This window comes from Rhizobium sp. WW_1, assembly GCF_003610155.1.
GTDB lineage: Bacteria > Pseudomonadota > Alphaproteobacteria > Rhizobiales > Rhizobiaceae > Rhizobium > Rhizobium tropici_A.
Map to the genome: position 1 here is coordinate 20,221 of NZ_RAIN01000023.1, position 18,118 is coordinate 38,338.

An 18,118-nucleotide genomic window follows, 5' to 3' on the forward strand; every position below is an offset into this window, starting at 1 on the left:
TTTAGCCGTGCGGTAACCACAGGAGTCCCGCCGTGATAAGGGCCACCATGAGCGCTGATGGAGCCGGTGAAGCTCTCCTACGCGTTGGGGACGTGATTTCCCGCAAGGCCAGCCGTTATCCCAAGACCGATCAAGAGGACCCCACTGACATAGCGTTCAGCTATAAGAAAGCTTCGATTGCGCCTCAGGTAATCGCCTCAAAAGCCAGCGGCAAGCGCATAGCCGCCGTCGGTCATAATGCCAAGTAGAGTATAGACCAGGCCGAGAACAGAAGGGAAATCCTCACCGCAAAATACAAACCGGGCAGCCCCAGTGTTCCGTATAGACTCTTCGACGGGTCTTGGTTGGCTTCTTTGCGGCGATGATGGCCTGGGCCTCATATGCCAACCGCTACGCTTTCCAAACCAGTCGCAGGCGCAGCCTGCCCAATTCATCGAGTTGCGCAACCCGATCTTTAAATTGCTGCCGCTCGGTTGGCATTTTCCCAAGCTCGATGGTCGCAAGTTTCCGCCCTTAAAAAGCGCATTGAAGCCGTAGACGTTCCAAGAATGCGTGAGCTGTTGCGGACACTACGCACCTTATTCAGCTCTAACGCCAAAACTGGCGGCACGACGTTGAAAGCCGACGCCAGCTTGATGCACAGAGCGAAGCTTGAGAGAGAGGTCCTGTCAGAGTCGGCTATCCCTTCTTGGCGTCTGCGCGCGTGCGATCCGGCAGATTGTGTCGTACATTTTGTGCATCCTATCTGGATAGTCTTGTCGGGAATCGAAGGTTGCCAAGCTTCCAAAGCTGGGACCCCCGCCCTCCGATAGGGCTGAAAAAGCAAATGCAGTCGCTGAAAGACCGGCAGCGGTTGGAAAGGAATTCTAAAATCTGGCCAATCTTCGCAAAATATTCAATTCTTCCTGGTAAAGCGGCGCCCACGAATGACCATTTATGTGGCACCTGATGATAAACGAACTGGATATGCCGACGGTACTGTTCCTGCAGAAGACATCCTATATCGCCGGCGCCTTGACCTTGGGATATCTGCGACTGACTTCGACAGAAAGTCGCGGCGTCGGCCTTCTCGCCGCAAGCTTCGTGGTCTTAGCTGCAGGTTCAACACTTGCAGGACACGCCGAAATTCATCCCACACTTTACGGCCCCCTCAGCCTTATCAACATTGTCCTTGCCGTATTGGGATATTGCATGCTGGGGTTGGCGTTTGTCGTGATCAGCAACCCTGATCGAAAGGTAAATACGGGGCTTGTACTCATACCTGCCACAGCAACGCTGGCAGCGGGACTGATCACTGATTTCCATCTGAACAACACGTATCGGGCGACGACCTTCACTTTTCTCGGATGCTTGACGATGGCGGCCACGGCAGTTGTGGTGTTCCTCGACGCATATCGTGAGCCGCTTCCAATCCGAAGATTGGTTGCGGCTATACTGGCATCCGCCAGCCTCCTCTCGTTGATCATGGGTCTGGAGTTCTCGTTTAATGCCTTTCCCGTGCTTGATGTCGCCGGCGGCTTTTTCCTGATGATCATTTCCAAGTTCGTGCTGGCGATTGCCATCGTGATTTTCATCAGCGAGCGTCAGCATACCAAAATCAAACATCTGGCCGACCGCGACGCTCTGACAGGCCTCTATAATCGTCGCTTTTTTAACGCGAACACCCCTCAACAACTCCGACATGGCGACGCAATTCTCTTCCTTGATATCGATCACTTTAAGCAGTTGAACGATCGTTGGGGGCATGCCGCAGGCGACGAAGTTCTAGCAACAATGGCACAAGCGGTGCAATCGATCTTGCCTTCACCGGCATTGCTCGCAAGACAAGGAGGCGAAGAATTTATCGTTTTCCTCCCAGGAAACGCGGGGGATGGTTTACTGCATGCCGAACGTATTCGAAGAGCCGTCGCTGAGCTTCGCTATCCTACCCTTGCCCCTGAAGTCGCCGTGACCACAAGCATCGGTATCGCAAGAGCCTTGCATGAAGGATTGGAACTCTCGCATCTTTGCCGGGAAGCCGACCGCGCCCTGTATCTGGCGAAAGCCGCAGGACGAAATCGTGTCTGTGACGCCGACCTTAGCTCTTTCCACGAACTATCTACGGCTGGCCTCATGCAACACCGGGCGCGCCCTTCATGACTCGGGGCCCGACACGTTTCAGCTGAACACAGCTACCTGTTCAATGAGCGTCACGTCATTTTGGGATTTGCGGCAATGGACGAGCGGTGATGTTCACTCGCTCAAATTCAACCGGCAGTTCTTCCTGGCGGAATGCGTCAAGTTATAAAGGGCCTGTCAGCTCGACCCTTACCATAAGCACCTTATTTGCCACCCTTCTCGCAAGATCATCGCCTCCGGGATGTATGGCCACCTCAAGGCGCTTTGCATCGAGCCGACTTTCCCACCCGACCACGGATAAACGCGATTAATTGCAATCTCCAAACAAATGCGACTGACATATACTCTGTCATATCAACAGAAGCGCTGCCAGCGACAGGATCAACGCCGGGAACATCACGACGACGCCGAGCTTCAGGAAAGCCCAGGTGCCCATGTGAAGGCCTTCGCGACGCAAGGCAGCAAGCCACAAAATGGTGGCCAGCGAACCGGTGACGGACAGGTTGGGGCCGAGGTCGACACCGATCAGCACGGCTCCCGCGATCGCGTCGGGGACATGGGCTGCCTGCACAGCGCTGCCGGCAAAGAGGCCAGCCGGCAGATTGTTGACGAGGTTGGAGACGATCGCGACCGAAAGTCCCGCCGCCCCGATGGCCTGCGCCTGCGATTGAGCCGCAAGCGATGCAAGCCTTTCGGATAGAAGAGCGGTGAGGCCAGTGTGATTGACCGCTTCGACGATGACGAACAGTCCGGCAACCAGCGGCAAGACGCTCCAGCTTATCCCCCGGATGGTCTCGATCGGGCTCTGCCGTGTGATGGCGAGAACGATGACTGTCGTGAGAATGCCTGCGGCGAAGGTGGGGACGCCAAGATCGAGATGCATGGCCGATGCGCCGATCAGGATAAGGGCTGTTACCAAAAGTCCCCATCCGGCCAGCCTGGCACTTTGCGACAGGGCCGGCTGTTCGACGGTGGACGCGATGGTGTCTTCTGCCAGTGCCTGCCTCTGCGTCCAGTAAAGGCAGACGAAGGTTACGACGATCGACACGATCGAAGGCAGTAGAAAGGTCGCCATCCAGCGTGACAGGGGAGGCATTTCACCGCCCGCGAAGATCACCAGGTTCGCCGGATTGGAAATAGGCAGGACGAAGCTGGCGGCATTGGCGATGAAGGCGCAGACCAGCAGATAGGGCATGGGGTCCTTGACCCGAGCCGCGCGACAGGCGGCGTAGACCGCCGGTGTCAGGACGACGGCGGTGGCGTCGTTCGACAGGAACACGGTCACGACAACACCAACGACATAAACGAGCAGAAACAACCGCCGCGGCGAGCCTTTGGCATGGGAAGTGGCGATCGCCGCAACCCAATCGAACAGCCCCTCCCGGCGGGCAAGCTCCGACAGCAGCATCATGCCGATCAGGAAGAGATAGACATCGAAGCCCTTGGACACGCCCGCCCAGACATCGGCAGGGCCGATCAGGCGAAACACCAGCAGAAGGGCAGCGCCAAGCACCGCCCAGACGGCTTCCGGCCATCGGAACGGGCGTGCGACGACGCCGAGAGCCGTCAGTCCGGCGATACTCCAGGTGATGGCGGCTTCGGTCATTCAGATCATCTTGGGTTTCAACGTGGATGAATGGGTTTGTTGGACGGCTGCGCGAATCAAACTGTAGCTACGTCACCGCCCCGGCGTACCGTCGTGTGATCGCTTGTTCTCGGCCGCCGCAATTTGTCGAGAAGAAGATAAATGACCGGCGTGGTATATAGGGTCAGCAACTGGCTGACCAAAAGGCCGCCAACAATGGCGTAACCCAGCGGTTGACGCAGCTCCGAGCCGGAGCCATGACCGATCGCCAGCGGCAACCCTCCCAAAAGAGCAGCCATCGTGGTCATCAAAATCGGACGAAAGCGCATGTGCGCTGCCCTGACGATCGCGGCCTCGCTGCTCAATCCCTCCTCCTTCTCCGCCTGAATCGCGAAGTCGACGAGCATGATCCCGTTCTTCTTGACGATGCCGATGAGCAGGATGACGGCGATCATCGCGACAAGCCCGAAATCAAGGCCGGCAAACTGCAACGCCAGAAGCGCGCCAAGCGCCGCAGACGGCAGTGTTGACAGGATCGTCAACGGGTGAATCAGGCTTTCGTAGAGGATGCCGAGAATAATGTAGACCACGACAAGCGATGCAAGGATCAGCATAGGCACGGTCGCCAGCGAATCCTGAAAGGCCTTGGCGCTGCCCGAGAAGCTGGCCTGCAGCGAAGCGGGAGGATGCAAGGCGGCCACGGCATTCTCGATCGCGCTTGTTGCCTGACCCAGGGCAATCGAGGGGGCAAGGTTAAAGGAAATGGTGACGGCCGGCGATTGTCCCTGATGCGAGATCGACACTGGCGAGACGCCATTCGTTGTCCACTTGGCAACGACTGGCAATGGAACAAGCGTTCCATTGCTTGCCCTCACCGAAAGGCGGTCCAGGGTCGCTATGTCGCGCTGCAGGTTTGGCAACACCTCCAGGATGACATGGAACGTGTCGGTCTGCGTCGAATAGGACGCCACTTGGCGTTGGCCGAAAGCGTCATAGAGCGTCTCGTCGATCGCGGAAGGCAAGACCCCGTACAGGGTGGCAGCGGCGCGATCGATGCGGATGGACAGGTTCGGCGCCTCGGCTTGCTGATCGCTGCCGACATCGCGAAGTTCGGGTAGAGCTTGCAGCCGGTTTGTGACTTTCGAGGACCAGTTGGCAAGTTCGGTGATATCGCCATCCTGGAGCGTATATTGATATTGCGTCTTGGCCGGGCGGGCTCCGATATTGATGTCTTGCGCCGACTGCATGAACAGCTTGATGCCTTGCTGCGCATTCAGGGCGTCGCCGAGGCGCTGAATGACCTCCTTTGCGCTGACATCGCGCTCGGATAGAGGTTTCAGTGTGATGTTGATATGTCCCTGATTGAGGGCGTTACCGCCATTGCCGCCACCGATATCCATGAAGACGCTATAGACGGCTGGATCCTTAAGGATGATCGCGCTGACACGCTCCTGCAGCTTTGCCATTTCGCTAAAGGAGATATCTGGCGACGCCTGAGACAGTCCGGCAATGAAGCCGGTATCCTGTTCTGGAAAGAAGCCCTTTGGTGCGATCGCAAAGAGATAACCGGTCAGCGCGACCGTGCCCAGGAAAACCAAGAGTGTCAGATAGCGATGGCGAATGACGGGGGTGAGGCTGCGCGCATAGAGAGATAGAAGCCAGTCAAAGAACGCTTCTCCGGTTCGATAGAAGCGGCCGCGATTCTGTGTGGGAGTAGCGCGTATGAAACGCGATGCCAACATCGGGGTCAGCGTCAGCGACACAAACGCCGAGATCGCAATAGCGATCGTAAGGGTGACGGCGAACTCGCGAAAGAGCCGCCCGACGATACCGCCCATCAGGAGAATGGGGATGAGAACGGCAATCAGGGAAAGGCTGATTGAGATGATGGTAAAGCCGATCTCGCCGGCGCCTTTTCTCGCGGCCTCGTTGGGCTGCATTCCGTCCTCGATATGACGGGTGATGTTTTCCAGCATGACAATCGCATCGTCGACGACGAAGCCGACTGCGACGACGAGAGCCATGAGCGACAAATTGTCGAGGCTGAAGCCGAGAACCCACATGGGCGCCAGTGAACCGACCAAGGCAATCGGCAGCGTGAGCACGGGAATGATGGTCGCGCGAATGCTGCGCAGAAACAGGAAGATCACCAAAACCACAAGTCCGATGGTCAGCACCAGGGTAAACTGCACATCGTCGACCGAAGCTCTGATTGTCGTCGTGCGATCAGTTACCAGTTTAAGCGTGATCGACCGCGGCAAGGATGCCTGCAATGCTGGCAGCTGCGATTTGACGGCGTCGACCACCGCAATGACATTGGCGCCAGGCTGGCGGAAGACATCAAGCGCGATACCACGCTCTCCATTCGTCCAGTGCGCCATCTTCGCATCTTCTGCGCCGTCGACGGCCTGACCGATGTCGCGAATGCGAACCGGTCCGCCATTGCGGTAGGCGATGACGGCATCGTTCCATTCAGTGGTGGTGGTGATCTGGTCGTTGGTATCAATGGGAAATGTTCGCGTCGGATCGTCGATATTGCCTTTGGGCGCGCTTAGGCTGAGATTGCCGATTGCCGATCGCAAATCTTCGAGCGTGACGTCCGCCTGGGCCAACCGCCCAGGATCGACGGCTATCCGGATTGCCGGCTTTTGCTTTCCGCCGATATTGACGTAGGCCACGCCGGAAACTTGACCGATTTTGGTTGCGATATTGCGTTCGATATATTCGTCGAGCTCCGGCAAGGTGAGGCTGTCCGAGTTTGCCGACAACTGCATGATAGGGGCATCGGCCGGATTGACTTTCCTCACGGTCGGCAGTGACGGCATGTCCTTCGGCAACTGGCTGGACGCCTCGCTGATCGCTGTTTGCACATCGCTAGCCGCCGTCTGGATATCCTCGCCCAAGTCAAACTGGACCGTTATTGATGCCGTTCCCAGAGAGCTGGTAGACGTCATCTCGGTGATGCCGCTCACCCGCGACAACGCCTCCTCTATCGGCTGCGCGACACTTGACGCCATGGTATCCGGGGACGCGCCAGGCAAGCTCGCAGCGATTTGGACTGTCGGAAAGTCGATTTGCGGCAGAGCCGATACCGGCATGAAGGGATAACAGATCGCGCCGACAAGAAAGATGCCGAGCATGATCAGGCCGGTTGCGACTGGATGATCAATAAAGAAGTTAAAGAAACTCGAAGTGTCCGACTGGTCGCGATCATGCCCAGAACCAGCCGTCATTGGGAAACTCCTCCCGAAAGCTCGCCAGTGGGCGATCCGTTCCAGGGCGTAACCACGACTTTCACTCCGTCACCGATCCGCGATTGCCCATCCATAACGACGTGGTCGCCATCATTGATACCCTCGCTGACCAAGGCCATCGCATCGGTTACAAATGCTGTTTTGACGCTCCTCTTCACCACCTTTCCATCAGCCTGCACGACGTAGGCATAAAGACCGTCACGCCCACGAGCCAGCGCCTTGTCTGGCACCACGATACCCTTGCGGATCTCAACGGTCAGTCGTGTCGCAACAGGCAGGCCAGGCCAAAGAATGCCGTTCTTGTTGTCGAAGGTGGCTCGCAGATGAATGGAGCCGTTGGATGCATCGACGGCATTATCCATGATTGTCAGTTTGCCCGCGGTCAAATTGCGTGTGCCATCGGTCGTTGATAGCTCAACCTCGGCGATCCCATTTTGCATGGCGTCGCGGATTTCGCCGAACCTGCCACCGGGAGCCACGAAGGAAACGCCTATCGGGTCCATCTGAGTAATGGTTACAATGCCGTTCGTTGAGCTCGCACTGACGACGCTGCCGACATCGACTTGCTTGAAGCCGGTTCGGCCGGTAAAGGGTGCAGTGACGGTCGCAAAGCTGAGCTGCGTTTCAGCATTCTTGATCATGGCGTCGTCATATTGGACGGCTGCGACATATTGTTGGCTGGAGGCGTTCTTCTGCTCCAGAACCGACGTGGAGGCCACACCTTTCTCGGCAAGCGTGGCATATCGTTCGGCATCCGTCTTGGCATTTTTCAACTGCGCTTCGTCCTGGGCCTTCTTTGCCTTCGCCGACACCAGATTGGATAGGAGTTCACGATCATCGAGCTTTAAAAGCACGCTGCCCTTCGCGACGATCTGGCCTTCCGTGAAAGGTATTTCGACGACCTGGCCGTCGATGCGCGATCGCACGGTGACCGATTGCAGGGGCGATACAGTTCCGATCCCGTTTATCACACGATGGATTGTTGCCGTTTGCGCGGTGACTGCTGTGACGGGTATTGGGGGCGGCTCCTCCGCGGCCTGGAGGGGAGCCATTAACCCACTGACGGAGATGAACGAGAATGTCGACAGAATCGACAAGTTTCGCTTCACTAAACTCCGCGTTGATTCCAACATCATAACGAGACCCCCAACGGCACGGCGCAACAACGCGACGGCGTCACAATAGTTCAATGTTTTGGAGAAAATATTTCGACAATCGGGCATCGTGAATTAATACGCACCAATAGCCGTGTTTTTCTACCGCCCAATAATCCGCCTACGGCAATATTCGACTGAAACTATAGTGTATTGCTGTCGAAGACTGCGGCTACTTGCACGCTCGATGACGTGGCTGATTTCGATGGCCTATCGGAGAGGAGGATCGAAACTAGAGTTCCAAGCGACGCCGACGTAGCCATTCGCGGCCGTACGCCGTCGCGGAGAATTGACCGAAGCAGCCTGTATTATTATGGCCTGTCGCGCCGCAGAAGGTCGTCAATCGGCCCGCGATGCGGTGGTCCGCCGGCAGGCCCAAGCGCCACTGTTTGTCCGTTCTGGCGGACGATGTAGCTTCCATGCAGGAATCCGTGTTCAAAACGTCCCTGAACGGTGACGGGCTCATTGACGTCGACAAGCTTGCCGCTGTCGCCGGCGGGTCCCGTTTCGACGAGTGCACGTCCACTATCATCTTGAACGATGAACTGGTTGCCGAAGACTTCTGCCACCCTGCCCTTCACCGTCACAAGGTTCCAGTCCGTCATGGAGGAGATAGCAACCGGCGTCATGGGGGCAAGCTCCACGTTCGGTCGCGTCAGCTTCACGGCGCCTGCTCCAGCCGCCGCACCAACGGCGAGGATCGCAAATGCTGTGATCCCCAATGCCGCGAGGTGCCGCGTTCTTTTCTGATTTGGTTGATGTGGATGTAGGTGTTTGCCCTCTGGCCCTTCGTCGTGGCCAGCGTTTTCGTTGTTTTCGAACGACATGTTTGTCTCCTGTTTGGTTGACGCGAGAAACTTATCAGCCAGTCACAGTCGACAGCCTGAACCTTCTGGTTCAGGTTGGGTTAAGCCTACTCGGCTTAGGACAAAGGTTCTTTCTTAAAAAGGTCACCCGATGCGCGTGCTTCTTGTCGAAGACGACACCGATCTATCAAAGCGCATCGCCGCCAGCCTAAGGGCCGAAAGCTTTGCCGTTGATGTCGCCCAAAATGGCGAGGATGCTGAACACGCCGGCCTCACCGAGTTTTACGACGTAGCCGTCCTTGACCTCGGGTTGCCGAAGATCGACGGCGTATCGGTTCTGAAATCCTGGCGCGCGGCAGAGCGCAGCTTCCCGGTATTGATCTTGACGGCTCGCGACGGTTGGCCAGACAAGGTCGAAAGTTTCAAGGCAGGCGCTGACGATTTCCTGACCAAACCTTTCAAGGTCGAAGAGCTTGTTCTGCGACTGCGTGCGCTGGTGCGACGGGCAACTGGACACGCCGCTTCGAGAATCTCTTGCGGCCCGTTGGTATTCGACGCTCAGCTCGGCACGTTCGAGTATGAAGGCTTACCCCTCAAGCTTACGGCATTGGAATGGCGCGTCCTCTCCTGTTTGGTCCTTCGCAAGGAAGTCGTCGTTGACAGGCGTGAGCTGATCGAGCGCGTCTATGAAGGCGACGCCGAGGTCGACTCCAACTCTATCGAAGTCATTGTCGCAAGATTGCGCCGAAAGATCGGATCGGAACACATCGAGACCGTTCGCGGTCGCGGCTATATGTTGACGGCTGCGACATGAGATCACCTCAGGTCCCCCGACGCTCAACGATCTCCCGGCGTTTGGTCGGGTTCTCCTTCCTTTTCGTGACCGCAACAATGATCGTCGCTTCCGCCACCCTCTATCTCATTGTGGCAGGTGTCGTCCGCGAACAGATCGACCAGCGCCTCGACACCGAGATCGACGGATTGCGCAACGCCGTGACAGCTAAGGCGGACGGGACCATCGCTCTCAACGCTTCACTCGACGGGCCACCGTTCGACCGCCGGGGATCCGGATGGTACTGGCAGATATCGGGCGACGCCATCCACATCACCTCGCGCTCACTCGCTGGCAACAATATCACCACTCCGCCGCATCCATTCGACTGGCGACATCTTCTAACTGGTGCTTCGCAGCCAGCCGATAGCTCCGACTTCCGCGGTGAGAAATTATATCTGCGGAGTTCCGAGATCACCGTCGGCAACAAGGCTGTCGAGATAACCGTAACAGCGCCGCAATCCGCTCTGAGCGGCCCAGCGCAGCGTGCGTTGTTCTGGTTGATGCCAGCGATGGCGCTGCTGGGCGCGATCCTCCTCGCCGGAATTTTCCTGCAAGTTCGATATGGCCTGCGCCCGCTACGAAAACTAACGATGGATATTTCCTCAATCGCCGCAGGTACCCTGCCCCGACTGCCCGATGCCGATGTGGAGGAACTGCGCCCAGCGATAGCTGAAATCAATCGACTGGTCGACCAAAACCTCCAGCGGCTCGCAGAAACTCGTTTGCACTTTGCCAATCTCGCCCATGGCTTGAAGACACCGGTTACCAGTCTCCTATTGGCGTTATCTTCTGCGAACGATCCCGATGGCGAGATGCGGGCTCTGGTTCGCCGGATCGATCATCGTATCCGCCATCATCTCGCCCGTGCCCGTAAGACGGCGGCAGGTGGGCCGCTCGCCGCAACGCTGGTCAAACCACACGTCGATGATCTCGTCCTCACCATGTCGCGCATTTATGCCGAACGAGCGATCACAGTTGAAAGCAATATCGATCCCAAACTATCTGTCGCCTGCGTCGCGGAAGATGTCGATGAGATACTCGGCAATCTGATCGACAATAGCTTTAAATGGGCATATCACACGGTCAAAATTACTGCCGAGCCTAAGGGAGGCGAGGCAGTAATTACCATTGAGGATGATGGTGCCGGCATGCTGGAGGCTCGTGTTGCCGAAGCATTCCTCCCAGGGGTACGCATGGACGAAACTGTCCCAGGCGACGGCTTCGGGCTGGCAATCGCCAGGGAACTTATTGAGCTCTATGGCGGGATGATCGCCTTGCGAAACGGCAACGATGCAGGATTGGTTTGCTCGATTACGCTGCCCCGAACCACCGATCCTGGCCCCGTTGGTGAAAAGGCGCACATCGCGTAACGGACTATCGTTTCGAATGGCGTTCTTCCGCGTGATCCCCTTGAGCTTACTCAGCCTCCGCGATCCCTCATTACAAGACACCGACGATCATTTCCAACGCTATCGCAAATCGTGGTCTGGAGCGGAAGCAGGCCCACCAGCGCACTATTTCTAGTCACTACTTCAGCAATGACGTCAGTGAATTAGCAGCAGCTGAAGGCACGTTGAACTGAAATGGCTGACAAGTTACGGTTAGGAGTTCAACGCGCTGTTGAGATCATGTAGGCCGACCATCAGCAGCATCGCGGGTGGCGTCGCCTTAACCGATCGCCGACGTCGTGCGTGCTTGTCAGGCGCATTTCATAGGACAGTCGACAATGCGATTTCACGCCAAGTGGTCATGGCGGTGGCGCGGAGCTGGCGGTGGTCTGCGGCAGAGAGATGTTTCCGGTGAAGCTGAAAGAGGTTGGCGACCTGGCCATGGACCGAGACGAAACGTTGACATTGCCGCGCTGACTTAAAGCGCATCATTCGCCGCTCTCGGCGCCGTAGCGGCAAATGAGAATTTTCGGCACGGTTGTTCAATCCCTTGTGCGATCGATGCTCTACGCCCGGCATCAAGTCGGCCTTTGCGGCACCGTAGGAACGCAGCTTGTCGGTGACAATGACCCTTGGGGTGGTACCCTGACGCTTGAGCAGCTTGCGCATGAGCCGCAGGGCTGCCCGCTTGTTCCTCCGGCTTTGCAAGAGCGCATCGAGGACGTAACCGTTTGCATCGACGGTGCGCCACAGCCAGTACCTCTTTCCCTTGATAGTCACCACCAGGCGAGTGGCGCAGGGGAATTTCACCCCCACGCTCTCTCAGAACCGGACGTGATACTCTCGCATCATCCGGCTCCCATTGTTCGACCGTATCCATGAAGCAGAGGCCAATGGGCGAACAGCCGAGGTTGGCGCTGCGCGATGCGCAAAAGCCAATGCCGGGATCGCCGCTTATGCCCACGCAAGGACTTGTACTTTCCCGAGGCCCATCGAGCCAAGTATCTCTCGACACTCCAGAGCGTAGGTTGGAGAGCTGAAGGACAGAACCGACCATAGTAGTTGATCCAGCCGCGGATGTACGAGTTGAACATCCGTGCCAGATCATCGAGAGCCCTGTCACTGCGAAGGTGCAAGGACCAACTACGGATCGTGCCCCGTATCGCCTTGAGCGCCGTCGGACTGGCCGCAGGACCGAATGAAACACCCATGCCCCCGGCCTTCTTGCTCACAAGTCTCGGCCGGAAAGCGTAGCCGAGAAAGTCGAACTTGTAGACCGGATGAGTGCCTCGCCGACTTTCATCCTTGCAATAGACGATTTTGGTCTTGTCAGGATGAAGCGTCAGCCCACAATCAGTAAAACGCGCGTCCAGAGCGTTCCGAAGCGCCATCGCCTGGTCCTCGGTCCGACAATGACAGATCGCGTCGTCAGCATAACGCTCAAACGGAATGTTCGGGAAATTCCGACACATCCACATGTCAAACGCGTAGTGAAGAAAGAGGTTTGCCAAGAGAGGGCTGATTACCCCGCCCTGTGGCGTTCCTCGTTCTCTGGCGACGAGATTTCCGTCCGGCATCTGCACTGGCGCTTTCAGCCATCGTTCAATGTATAAAAGCACCCACGGGCAATCGGTGTGCTTGCGCACAGCCCGCATCAGCAGGTCCGGTTCAATGCTATCAAAGAAAGCCTTGATATCGAGATCAAGAACCCAGTTGTAACGCCAGCATCGCTGCCGCGCCACGCTGATCGCATCGAGTGCCGATTTGCCGGGCCGATACCCATAGGAATCCGGATGGAATTCAGGCTCCACTGTCGGTTCCAGATGGCGTTTGACCACCATCTGCGCAATGCGATCGGCGACCGTGGGTATGCCCAGCGGGCGCGTCTTCCCATCGCTCTTGGGTATGTCGACCCGCCGCACCGGCGGCGGAAAGTAGCTGCCCGACGCCAGCCGATTCCAGAGCTTGTACAGGTTGTTCGTAAGATCAGCCTCAAAGTCCAAAATCGTCTGGCCGTCAATACCAGCCGCTCCTTGGTTGGCTCTAACCCTCTTATATGCTTCCCACACCTCCCTTTTCGGGATCGCGTACGGCTTTGCTCTATCCACGAGGATCCTCCCGTCGCCGGTTGTCCACGCTCCAGAGCTGAACAACGCAGCCCCTTCGCTCCAGCCCCATTACAGGACCTTCAGCACTACTACGGGCTGCTCCGCCCCTGTGCTCCGCTTCGGTAATCTCACCCTCGCAGGGACCGCCGGCTTGGGTTTCTCCCTTAACATCGGAGCGACAGGTTCCCGCGTTCCACACGAAAGCCTGGTTAAGAGTCACGCCGCCTTCATGCCGGATGCCGCCTGGGCAGAAATCAGGTCGCCCCCCAGACTTGTCCCGGGCTAACGAATTCCTCCCGGTTTCGACATCATCTTGCACTTTTCGACACGTCATCAGCGGTTCGCTTGCGCTCGTCTCTCTAAACCTCACCTGACGGACTAACGTCCGCCTTTTCTGCAACGCTCACCACCACGGCTCTTTACCGTTGCAGCTTGCAGTGGTTTGAAACCTACCCCTGACGGTCGGCTTCGAGGGACCATACCCTCATCTTCCGTGCAGCTCGGCTCCCACACTGCTGTGGGTGCCTCGCGGCACACCCTCGTCCAGATGCCACTTGTCGGCAAAGTGGCCTCGTGCGCGGCGCCGGAGCTGATGAGCGAACGTCAAGCCGAATTTCGCCGCCCATTCCGCGACGGTCTGAAACGTGACGGAGATGCCGCTCAGCCAACAGAGCTTCGACGTCGCGAAGGCTCAGCGGGAACCGATAATAGAGCCATATCGCATGGGCAATGATCTCAGCAGGAAACCGATGGCGTCTGAAGTGGGTATGCGGGGCTTCGGTCATGAAACCCGAATATCAAGTCAGCTCCAACCAGCCGGTTAAGGCGACGCCACCCTTGAAGAGGATCGAACCGCCGGCCTCCGTGAAATCACTATGTAGTTGACATTTTAGCCGTCTCACTGGAGCTGAACATCATCACAGCGTGATGCGAGATTGCGAATCTACCGCGCTCGCCTCAGATGTTTTATTTCCATTCATGTCGACTGCATTCCCTGAATCGGCCGTTGCTCGTAGCAGTGTCCTAAGGCCGTAGCTTTACCTTCCGGAACCGCCAGTCTTCTCGAAGCAAAGACATCAATACGAGATCGTGACGCCCTTCAGCCGTGCGCAACGACGCGCGCAGGATGCCCTCCTCGACAAACCCCAGGGCTTGATAGAGATGGGCGGCGCGGGTGTTGGACGCGAGCAGATCGAGCCACAGCCGATCAATATCATGTTCTTCGAAAACCCAGCGGCAGATTTCCCGCAGGAAGGCCGCGCCATGGCCCTGCCCCGGCGGCGAGACCGCGATCCGGTGCAGTTGCGCCGTTCCCATGCCGTCATCATCGCGGCGAATGACCGCGAAGCCGACTGGTTCACCATTGCTGCGCGCCAAAAGATAGGTGCAGGTCGGTGCCGCCATCCGCCGATAATGCTCGTCGGCATAGTAGCTTCCGACCAGCGCCGGGTAGCCAGGACTGCGTTCGATTTCCATGATCAGCGGAATGTCGGCATCGCTTGCCTGCGCGAGGGTGAGCACCGGCGCATTCACGCCCGGCCGGATATCGTGCATGTCCATGATCAGATCCGGCCCGGCTTGAGCGTGTCGAGCGGCGCCTCGCGCCATCCATCGGTGCGGGTGAGATAGGCAACGCTGTCATAACCGGCAGAGGCAATAGCGGCGAGCGACCGGTCGAGGCCGACACCGACCGTCTTCACGCCGTGGCTGTCATCGCCGAGCGTCACGCGAATGCCCATCGCCCGTGCTCGCTCAAGGATCTGCGGCAAGGGATAGACCGGCCCGTAGCCGTTGCGGAACGCCGCGCAGTTGACGTCGAGAATACCGCCCGATGCCCGGATTGCTTCCAGAGTCCTCTCAACCACTGACAGAACTCGCGGCGAGAAGCCGAAGCGTGGCGGCTCGAACTTCCGTACCAGATCGAGATGCGCGACGATATCCGGCCGCAGGGTTTCGACCATCGTCGTGACGGTGTCGAAATAGGCGAGATGCAGTGCTTCCGGTCCGCCGAGATCGGCGGCCAGCGCCGTCGTGTCGGCCGGGGAAAAATCGACCCAGCGGCCACAGATATCATGGACGCTGCCGACGATATAATCGAAGGGATGCGCCTGCCGCAGCGCCGTCATCGCATCGAGCCAGCCTTCCGGCGGCAGAGTTTCGGTCTCGAAGCCGATCAGCAGCTCGATCTCGCCGGCGCGCGCATCACGCAAGGCAAAGGCGCGCTTCACATAGCCGTCGAAAGCTTTCGCGAGACCGGCAATGCCGCAATCTTCCTCGCCGGGATAGAGATCCTCGACCCGGTAGCGGGGGCAGTGTTCGCTGAGCCCGTAATGGGTGAAGCCGCGCTCGATGGCCGTCTCGACGATCTCTTCGAGCGTCGATTTGGCATGGGCGCAAAATTCACCGCTATGGCCGCCATGATAGCTGAACCAGACCATCTTTGTTTCCTTCCCGGGCCGCGAGAGCGCGCGGTCGCGATCATCGATCGAAACGATCGCGCCGGCCGTTTCCGCTGGCCGCTTGTCATCTGCAGGATGCGCCCAGGTAATCTATGGGTGCAGAACCTGCGAGCTTCAGTCCTTCGCCGGCGAGCGATAAATCGTACCGTTGTAATCCTCGATCCGGCTGATCATCAGATCGTGGAGAGTGACGAATTCGGCGCCGACCTCCCCTTCCCCGAGGGTCAGGATCGTCAGGCCCAGAAGTGCTGCGCCCGGCTGTTCCGGCATCGAATGGTCATAGGTGAGGAAGCTCGATGCGGCGCACCAGATCATCCGCGTTTCCGGCAGGTCGAGCTGGACGGTGCGATGCATGTGGCCGGTGACGACGGCAGAGACGTCATGTCCGACGATCAGCCGGCGCAATCTCTCGCGGCCGTCATGCATCAGCGCCCAGGCGGGCCGGTCGGCCTCTTCCCAGTTGGTCAGGAACAGCGGCATATGGGTGAAGAGAACCGGGCGGCGCGATCCGCGGGTTGCCAGCGCCTCTTCGAGAGCCTGCCACTGGGCGCATTCCTCGGCCAGGCCAGTATCGATGATCTGGCTGTTGAGACCGATCAGGCGCCAGCCCGGCAGCTGGTCGGAATGCCAGTGTGTCGCACCATACTGTTCCTGCCACAGAGCCAGCCGCTTGCTGTTGCTCGGCTGGTGGCTGGCGCGGGAAATATCGCCGACATCGTGATTGCCGGGCAGAACAAGCCAGGCAGGCTGCAACGCGTCAAGCGCCAGACGACCAAACAGCAGGTCCTCCGGCTGTTCGGACCCGAGCAGCGTCAGATCGCCGAGAATGACGACGAGATCGATATCGCTGCGGGCATTCACATGCGCGACGACCTTCTCCCAATTGGGGACGAAGACGGCATTGGTCGAGCCGATATGCGGATCGGAGAGGACGGCGATTTTCATGGAAGACTGTCTTTCAGTAACAGTTAGGTAGAACGCCCGCAGAGGACGCGAACAAGGCATTCAACCGGCCGGCGAGCCTGAACCCGCCGGCCATTTTTAGAGCGTTTGAGGATGATGGTGCGAATTACTGCGCCGCCATCACGCCGGCGACATGCTCGCGGATCTTCGGCAGGGCGGCATCCGGGGTGATCTTGCCACGCTGCAGCTGGTCGAGGATCGGTGCCACGCCCTTCCAGACGCCGTCAGCGGTGTTGTTCGGATAGGCGAACCACGGCATGGCGGCATTCATCGATTTGAACACGGTCTGGAAATTCGGGTGCTGGGCGTAGAAGCCTTCGAGCGCCTTGGCGGCCTGGACGTTGACCGGCATGTAGCCGCTGGCCTTCGACACTTCGGCCTGAACCGCAGCGCTGGTCATGTATTTGATGAATTCCCAGGCGGCGATGCGCCTGGCGGCGTCCTTGGCAAGCACCATCAGCGCGTTGCCGCCGGCCGGCAGACCACCCCTCTGGGCGTCGATCAGTGGGAAGCGGACGGTGCGCATGGTGAAACGGTCGCCGATCGCGGTCTCGTAGGCGACGAGGTCGGAAGGCGATTCAACTACCATGCCGATCTTGCCGGCAAAGAACTGCTGCTGCGCCGGCTTCGGATCGGCATAGACAGACATGCCGGTCTTGACGGCTATGTCCTGGGTGATGCGCAGCGCCTCGAGCCCTGCCTTGTCGTCAAAGCCGATGCCGGTGGCCTTGGCGTTCAGCATCTGGTCGCCGGCGCCCATGACCATCATCTGCCAGTACCAGTCGTCGCTGAGGCCACCGACCGAGAAGCCGATGCCCTGAACGCCGTCGCCGAGCTTGCTGATCTTGGCGGCCAGATCGATGACGCCGTCCCAGGTGGTCGGGAACTGGTCAATATTGCCACCGGCCTTCTCGACAAGTTCCTTGTTGACGTAGAGCAGCGGCAGCGACGCGGTGAACGGCATCGCATACTGTTCGCCGCCGACCTTGGCGAGGTCGAGAATGGCCGGCGCGTAATTGGCGGCCTGCCAGTCCTTGCCTTCCTTGGCGAGCATCGCGTCGAGCGACTGTGCTTCGCCGCGGTCCTTCATAATGCCGGCAATCGTCGGCAGCGAGGAATAGGAGGCGAGATAGACGTCGGGTGCCGAGCCGGTCATCATGCCGCGGATGACGCTCTGGTCGCCGGCGCTGTAGTTGGCGGCCGGTGCCTGATCGTTGATGACGATCTCCGGATGCGCCTTCTTGAAGCCATCGAGAATAGACTGCATGAACGGCAGCTGCGTGTGGTAGAAGTTCAGCGTGACGGAATCGGCTGCAAAAACCGGTGCGGTCGCGACCAGGGTCAAGGCTGCGGCCGTGAGGATGGCTTTCATTTTCATGGTGTTTCCTTTGGAACGTGGATTGGTCTTGACTTTCGTCTCTGCCCGGTGGCCGCCGGGCAGAGACGGT

12 protein-coding genes and 3 pseudogenes are annotated in these 18,118 nt (G+C 58.4%); 3 read left to right on the forward strand and 12 right to left on the reverse strand.

The window, feature by feature from the left end; translation table 11 throughout:
• Nucleotides 1-77: 77 nt before the first annotated feature.
• Nucleotides 78-266: pseudogene (locus BJ928_RS39585) on the reverse strand (LysE family translocator); the annotation flags it as partial.
• A gap of 682 nt (nt 267-948) precedes the next feature.
• Here BJ928_RS39585 and BJ928_RS34405 point away from each other — a divergent pair.
• On the forward strand, nt 949-2,139 hold the full coding sequence (locus BJ928_RS34405) for a GGDEF domain-containing protein (protein ID WP_052227972.1): 1,191 nt from the start codon (nt 949-951) through the stop codon (nt 2,137-2,139).
• A 328-nt stretch (nt 2,140-2,467) separates the two neighbouring features.
• Here the strand turns inward: BJ928_RS34405 and BJ928_RS34410 are convergent, their stop codons facing one another.
• The 4 genes from BJ928_RS34410 to BJ928_RS34425 all read right to left on the reverse strand — a co-directional run bounded on the left by BJ928_RS34410 (nt 2,468) and on the right by BJ928_RS34425 (nt 8,938).
• On the reverse strand, nt 2,468-3,724 hold the full coding sequence (locus tag BJ928_RS34410) for an arsenic transporter (protein ID WP_047636103.1): 1,257 nt from the start codon (nt 3,722-3,724) through the stop codon (nt 2,468-2,470).
• A gap of 56 nt (nt 3,725-3,780) precedes the next feature.
• Nucleotides 3,781-6,936 carry an efflux RND transporter permease subunit gene (locus BJ928_RS34415; RefSeq protein WP_052227969.1) on the reverse strand — a complete coding sequence of 1,052 codons (3,156 nt, stop codon included), beginning with the start codon at nt 6,934-6,936 and terminating at the stop codon, nt 3,781-3,783.
• Entirely contained in the window at nt 6,933-8,180 is a 1,248-nt protein-coding gene (locus BJ928_RS34420) for an efflux RND transporter periplasmic adaptor subunit (protein WP_245432717.1), read from the reverse strand. The genes BJ928_RS34415 and BJ928_RS34420 overlap by 4 nt, the downstream gene beginning before the upstream one ends.
• 242 nt (nt 8,181-8,422) lie before the next feature.
• On the reverse strand, nt 8,423-8,938 hold the full coding sequence (locus tag BJ928_RS34425; protein WP_047636105.1) for a hypothetical protein: 516 nt from the start codon (nt 8,936-8,938) through the stop codon (nt 8,423-8,425).
• A 130-nt stretch (nt 8,939-9,068) separates the two neighbouring features.
• Between BJ928_RS34425 and BJ928_RS34430 the strand changes: the two genes are divergently transcribed.
• Both BJ928_RS34430 and BJ928_RS34435 read left to right on the forward strand, forming a co-directional pair.
• The gene (locus BJ928_RS34430; RefSeq protein ID WP_047636106.1) at nt 9,069-9,731 is read left to right on the forward strand and encodes a response regulator transcription factor; all 663 of its coding nucleotides are present in this window, start codon (nt 9,069-9,071) and stop codon (nt 9,729-9,731) included.
• A gap of 77 nt (nt 9,732-9,808) precedes the next feature.
• Nucleotides 9,809-11,122, forward strand: coding sequence for a HAMP domain-containing sensor histidine kinase (locus BJ928_RS34435; protein WP_245432719.1), 1,314 nt, complete (start codon nt 9,809-9,811; stop codon nt 11,120-11,122).
• A 339-nt stretch (nt 11,123-11,461) separates the two neighbouring features.
• Here the strand turns inward: BJ928_RS34435 and BJ928_RS34440 are convergent.
• From BJ928_RS34440 to BJ928_RS34470, 7 genes and pseudogenes are all read right to left on the reverse strand, one after another.
• Nucleotides 11,462-11,926 (reverse strand): annotated as a pseudogene (locus BJ928_RS34440) (DDE-type integrase/transposase/recombinase); the annotation flags it as partial.
• A gap of 62 nt (nt 11,927-11,988) precedes the next feature.
• Complete coding sequence (gene ltrA, locus BJ928_RS34445) at nt 11,989-13,248, reverse strand: group II intron reverse transcriptase/maturase (RefSeq protein ID WP_047636107.1); 1,260 nt, start codon at nt 13,246-13,248, stop codon at nt 11,989-11,991.
• A 532-nt stretch (nt 13,249-13,780) separates the two neighbouring features.
• Nucleotides 13,781-14,033, reverse strand: a pseudogene (locus tag BJ928_RS34450) (IS6 family transposase); the annotation flags it as partial.
• Nucleotides 14,034-14,271: 238 nt separating this feature from the next.
• Complete coding sequence (locus BJ928_RS34455) at nt 14,272-14,808, reverse strand: GNAT family N-acetyltransferase (protein ID WP_047636108.1); 537 nt, start codon at nt 14,806-14,808, stop codon at nt 14,272-14,274.
• A gap of 2 nt (nt 14,809-14,810) precedes the next feature.
• Entirely contained in the window at nt 14,811-15,686 is an 876-nt protein-coding gene (locus BJ928_RS34460) for a histidinol-phosphatase (RefSeq protein WP_047636109.1), read from the reverse strand.
• 135 nt (nt 15,687-15,821) lie between these two features.
• On the reverse strand, nt 15,822-16,652 hold the full coding sequence (locus BJ928_RS34465; RefSeq protein ID WP_047636110.1) for a metallophosphoesterase: 831 nt from the start codon (nt 16,650-16,652) through the stop codon (nt 15,822-15,824).
• A gap of 124 nt (nt 16,653-16,776) precedes the next feature.
• The gene (locus BJ928_RS34470; protein WP_047636111.1) at nt 16,777-18,048 is read right to left on the reverse strand and encodes an ABC transporter substrate-binding protein; all 1,272 of its coding nucleotides are present in this window, start codon (nt 18,046-18,048) and stop codon (nt 16,777-16,779) included.
• Nucleotides 18,049-18,118: the final 70 nt, after the last annotated feature.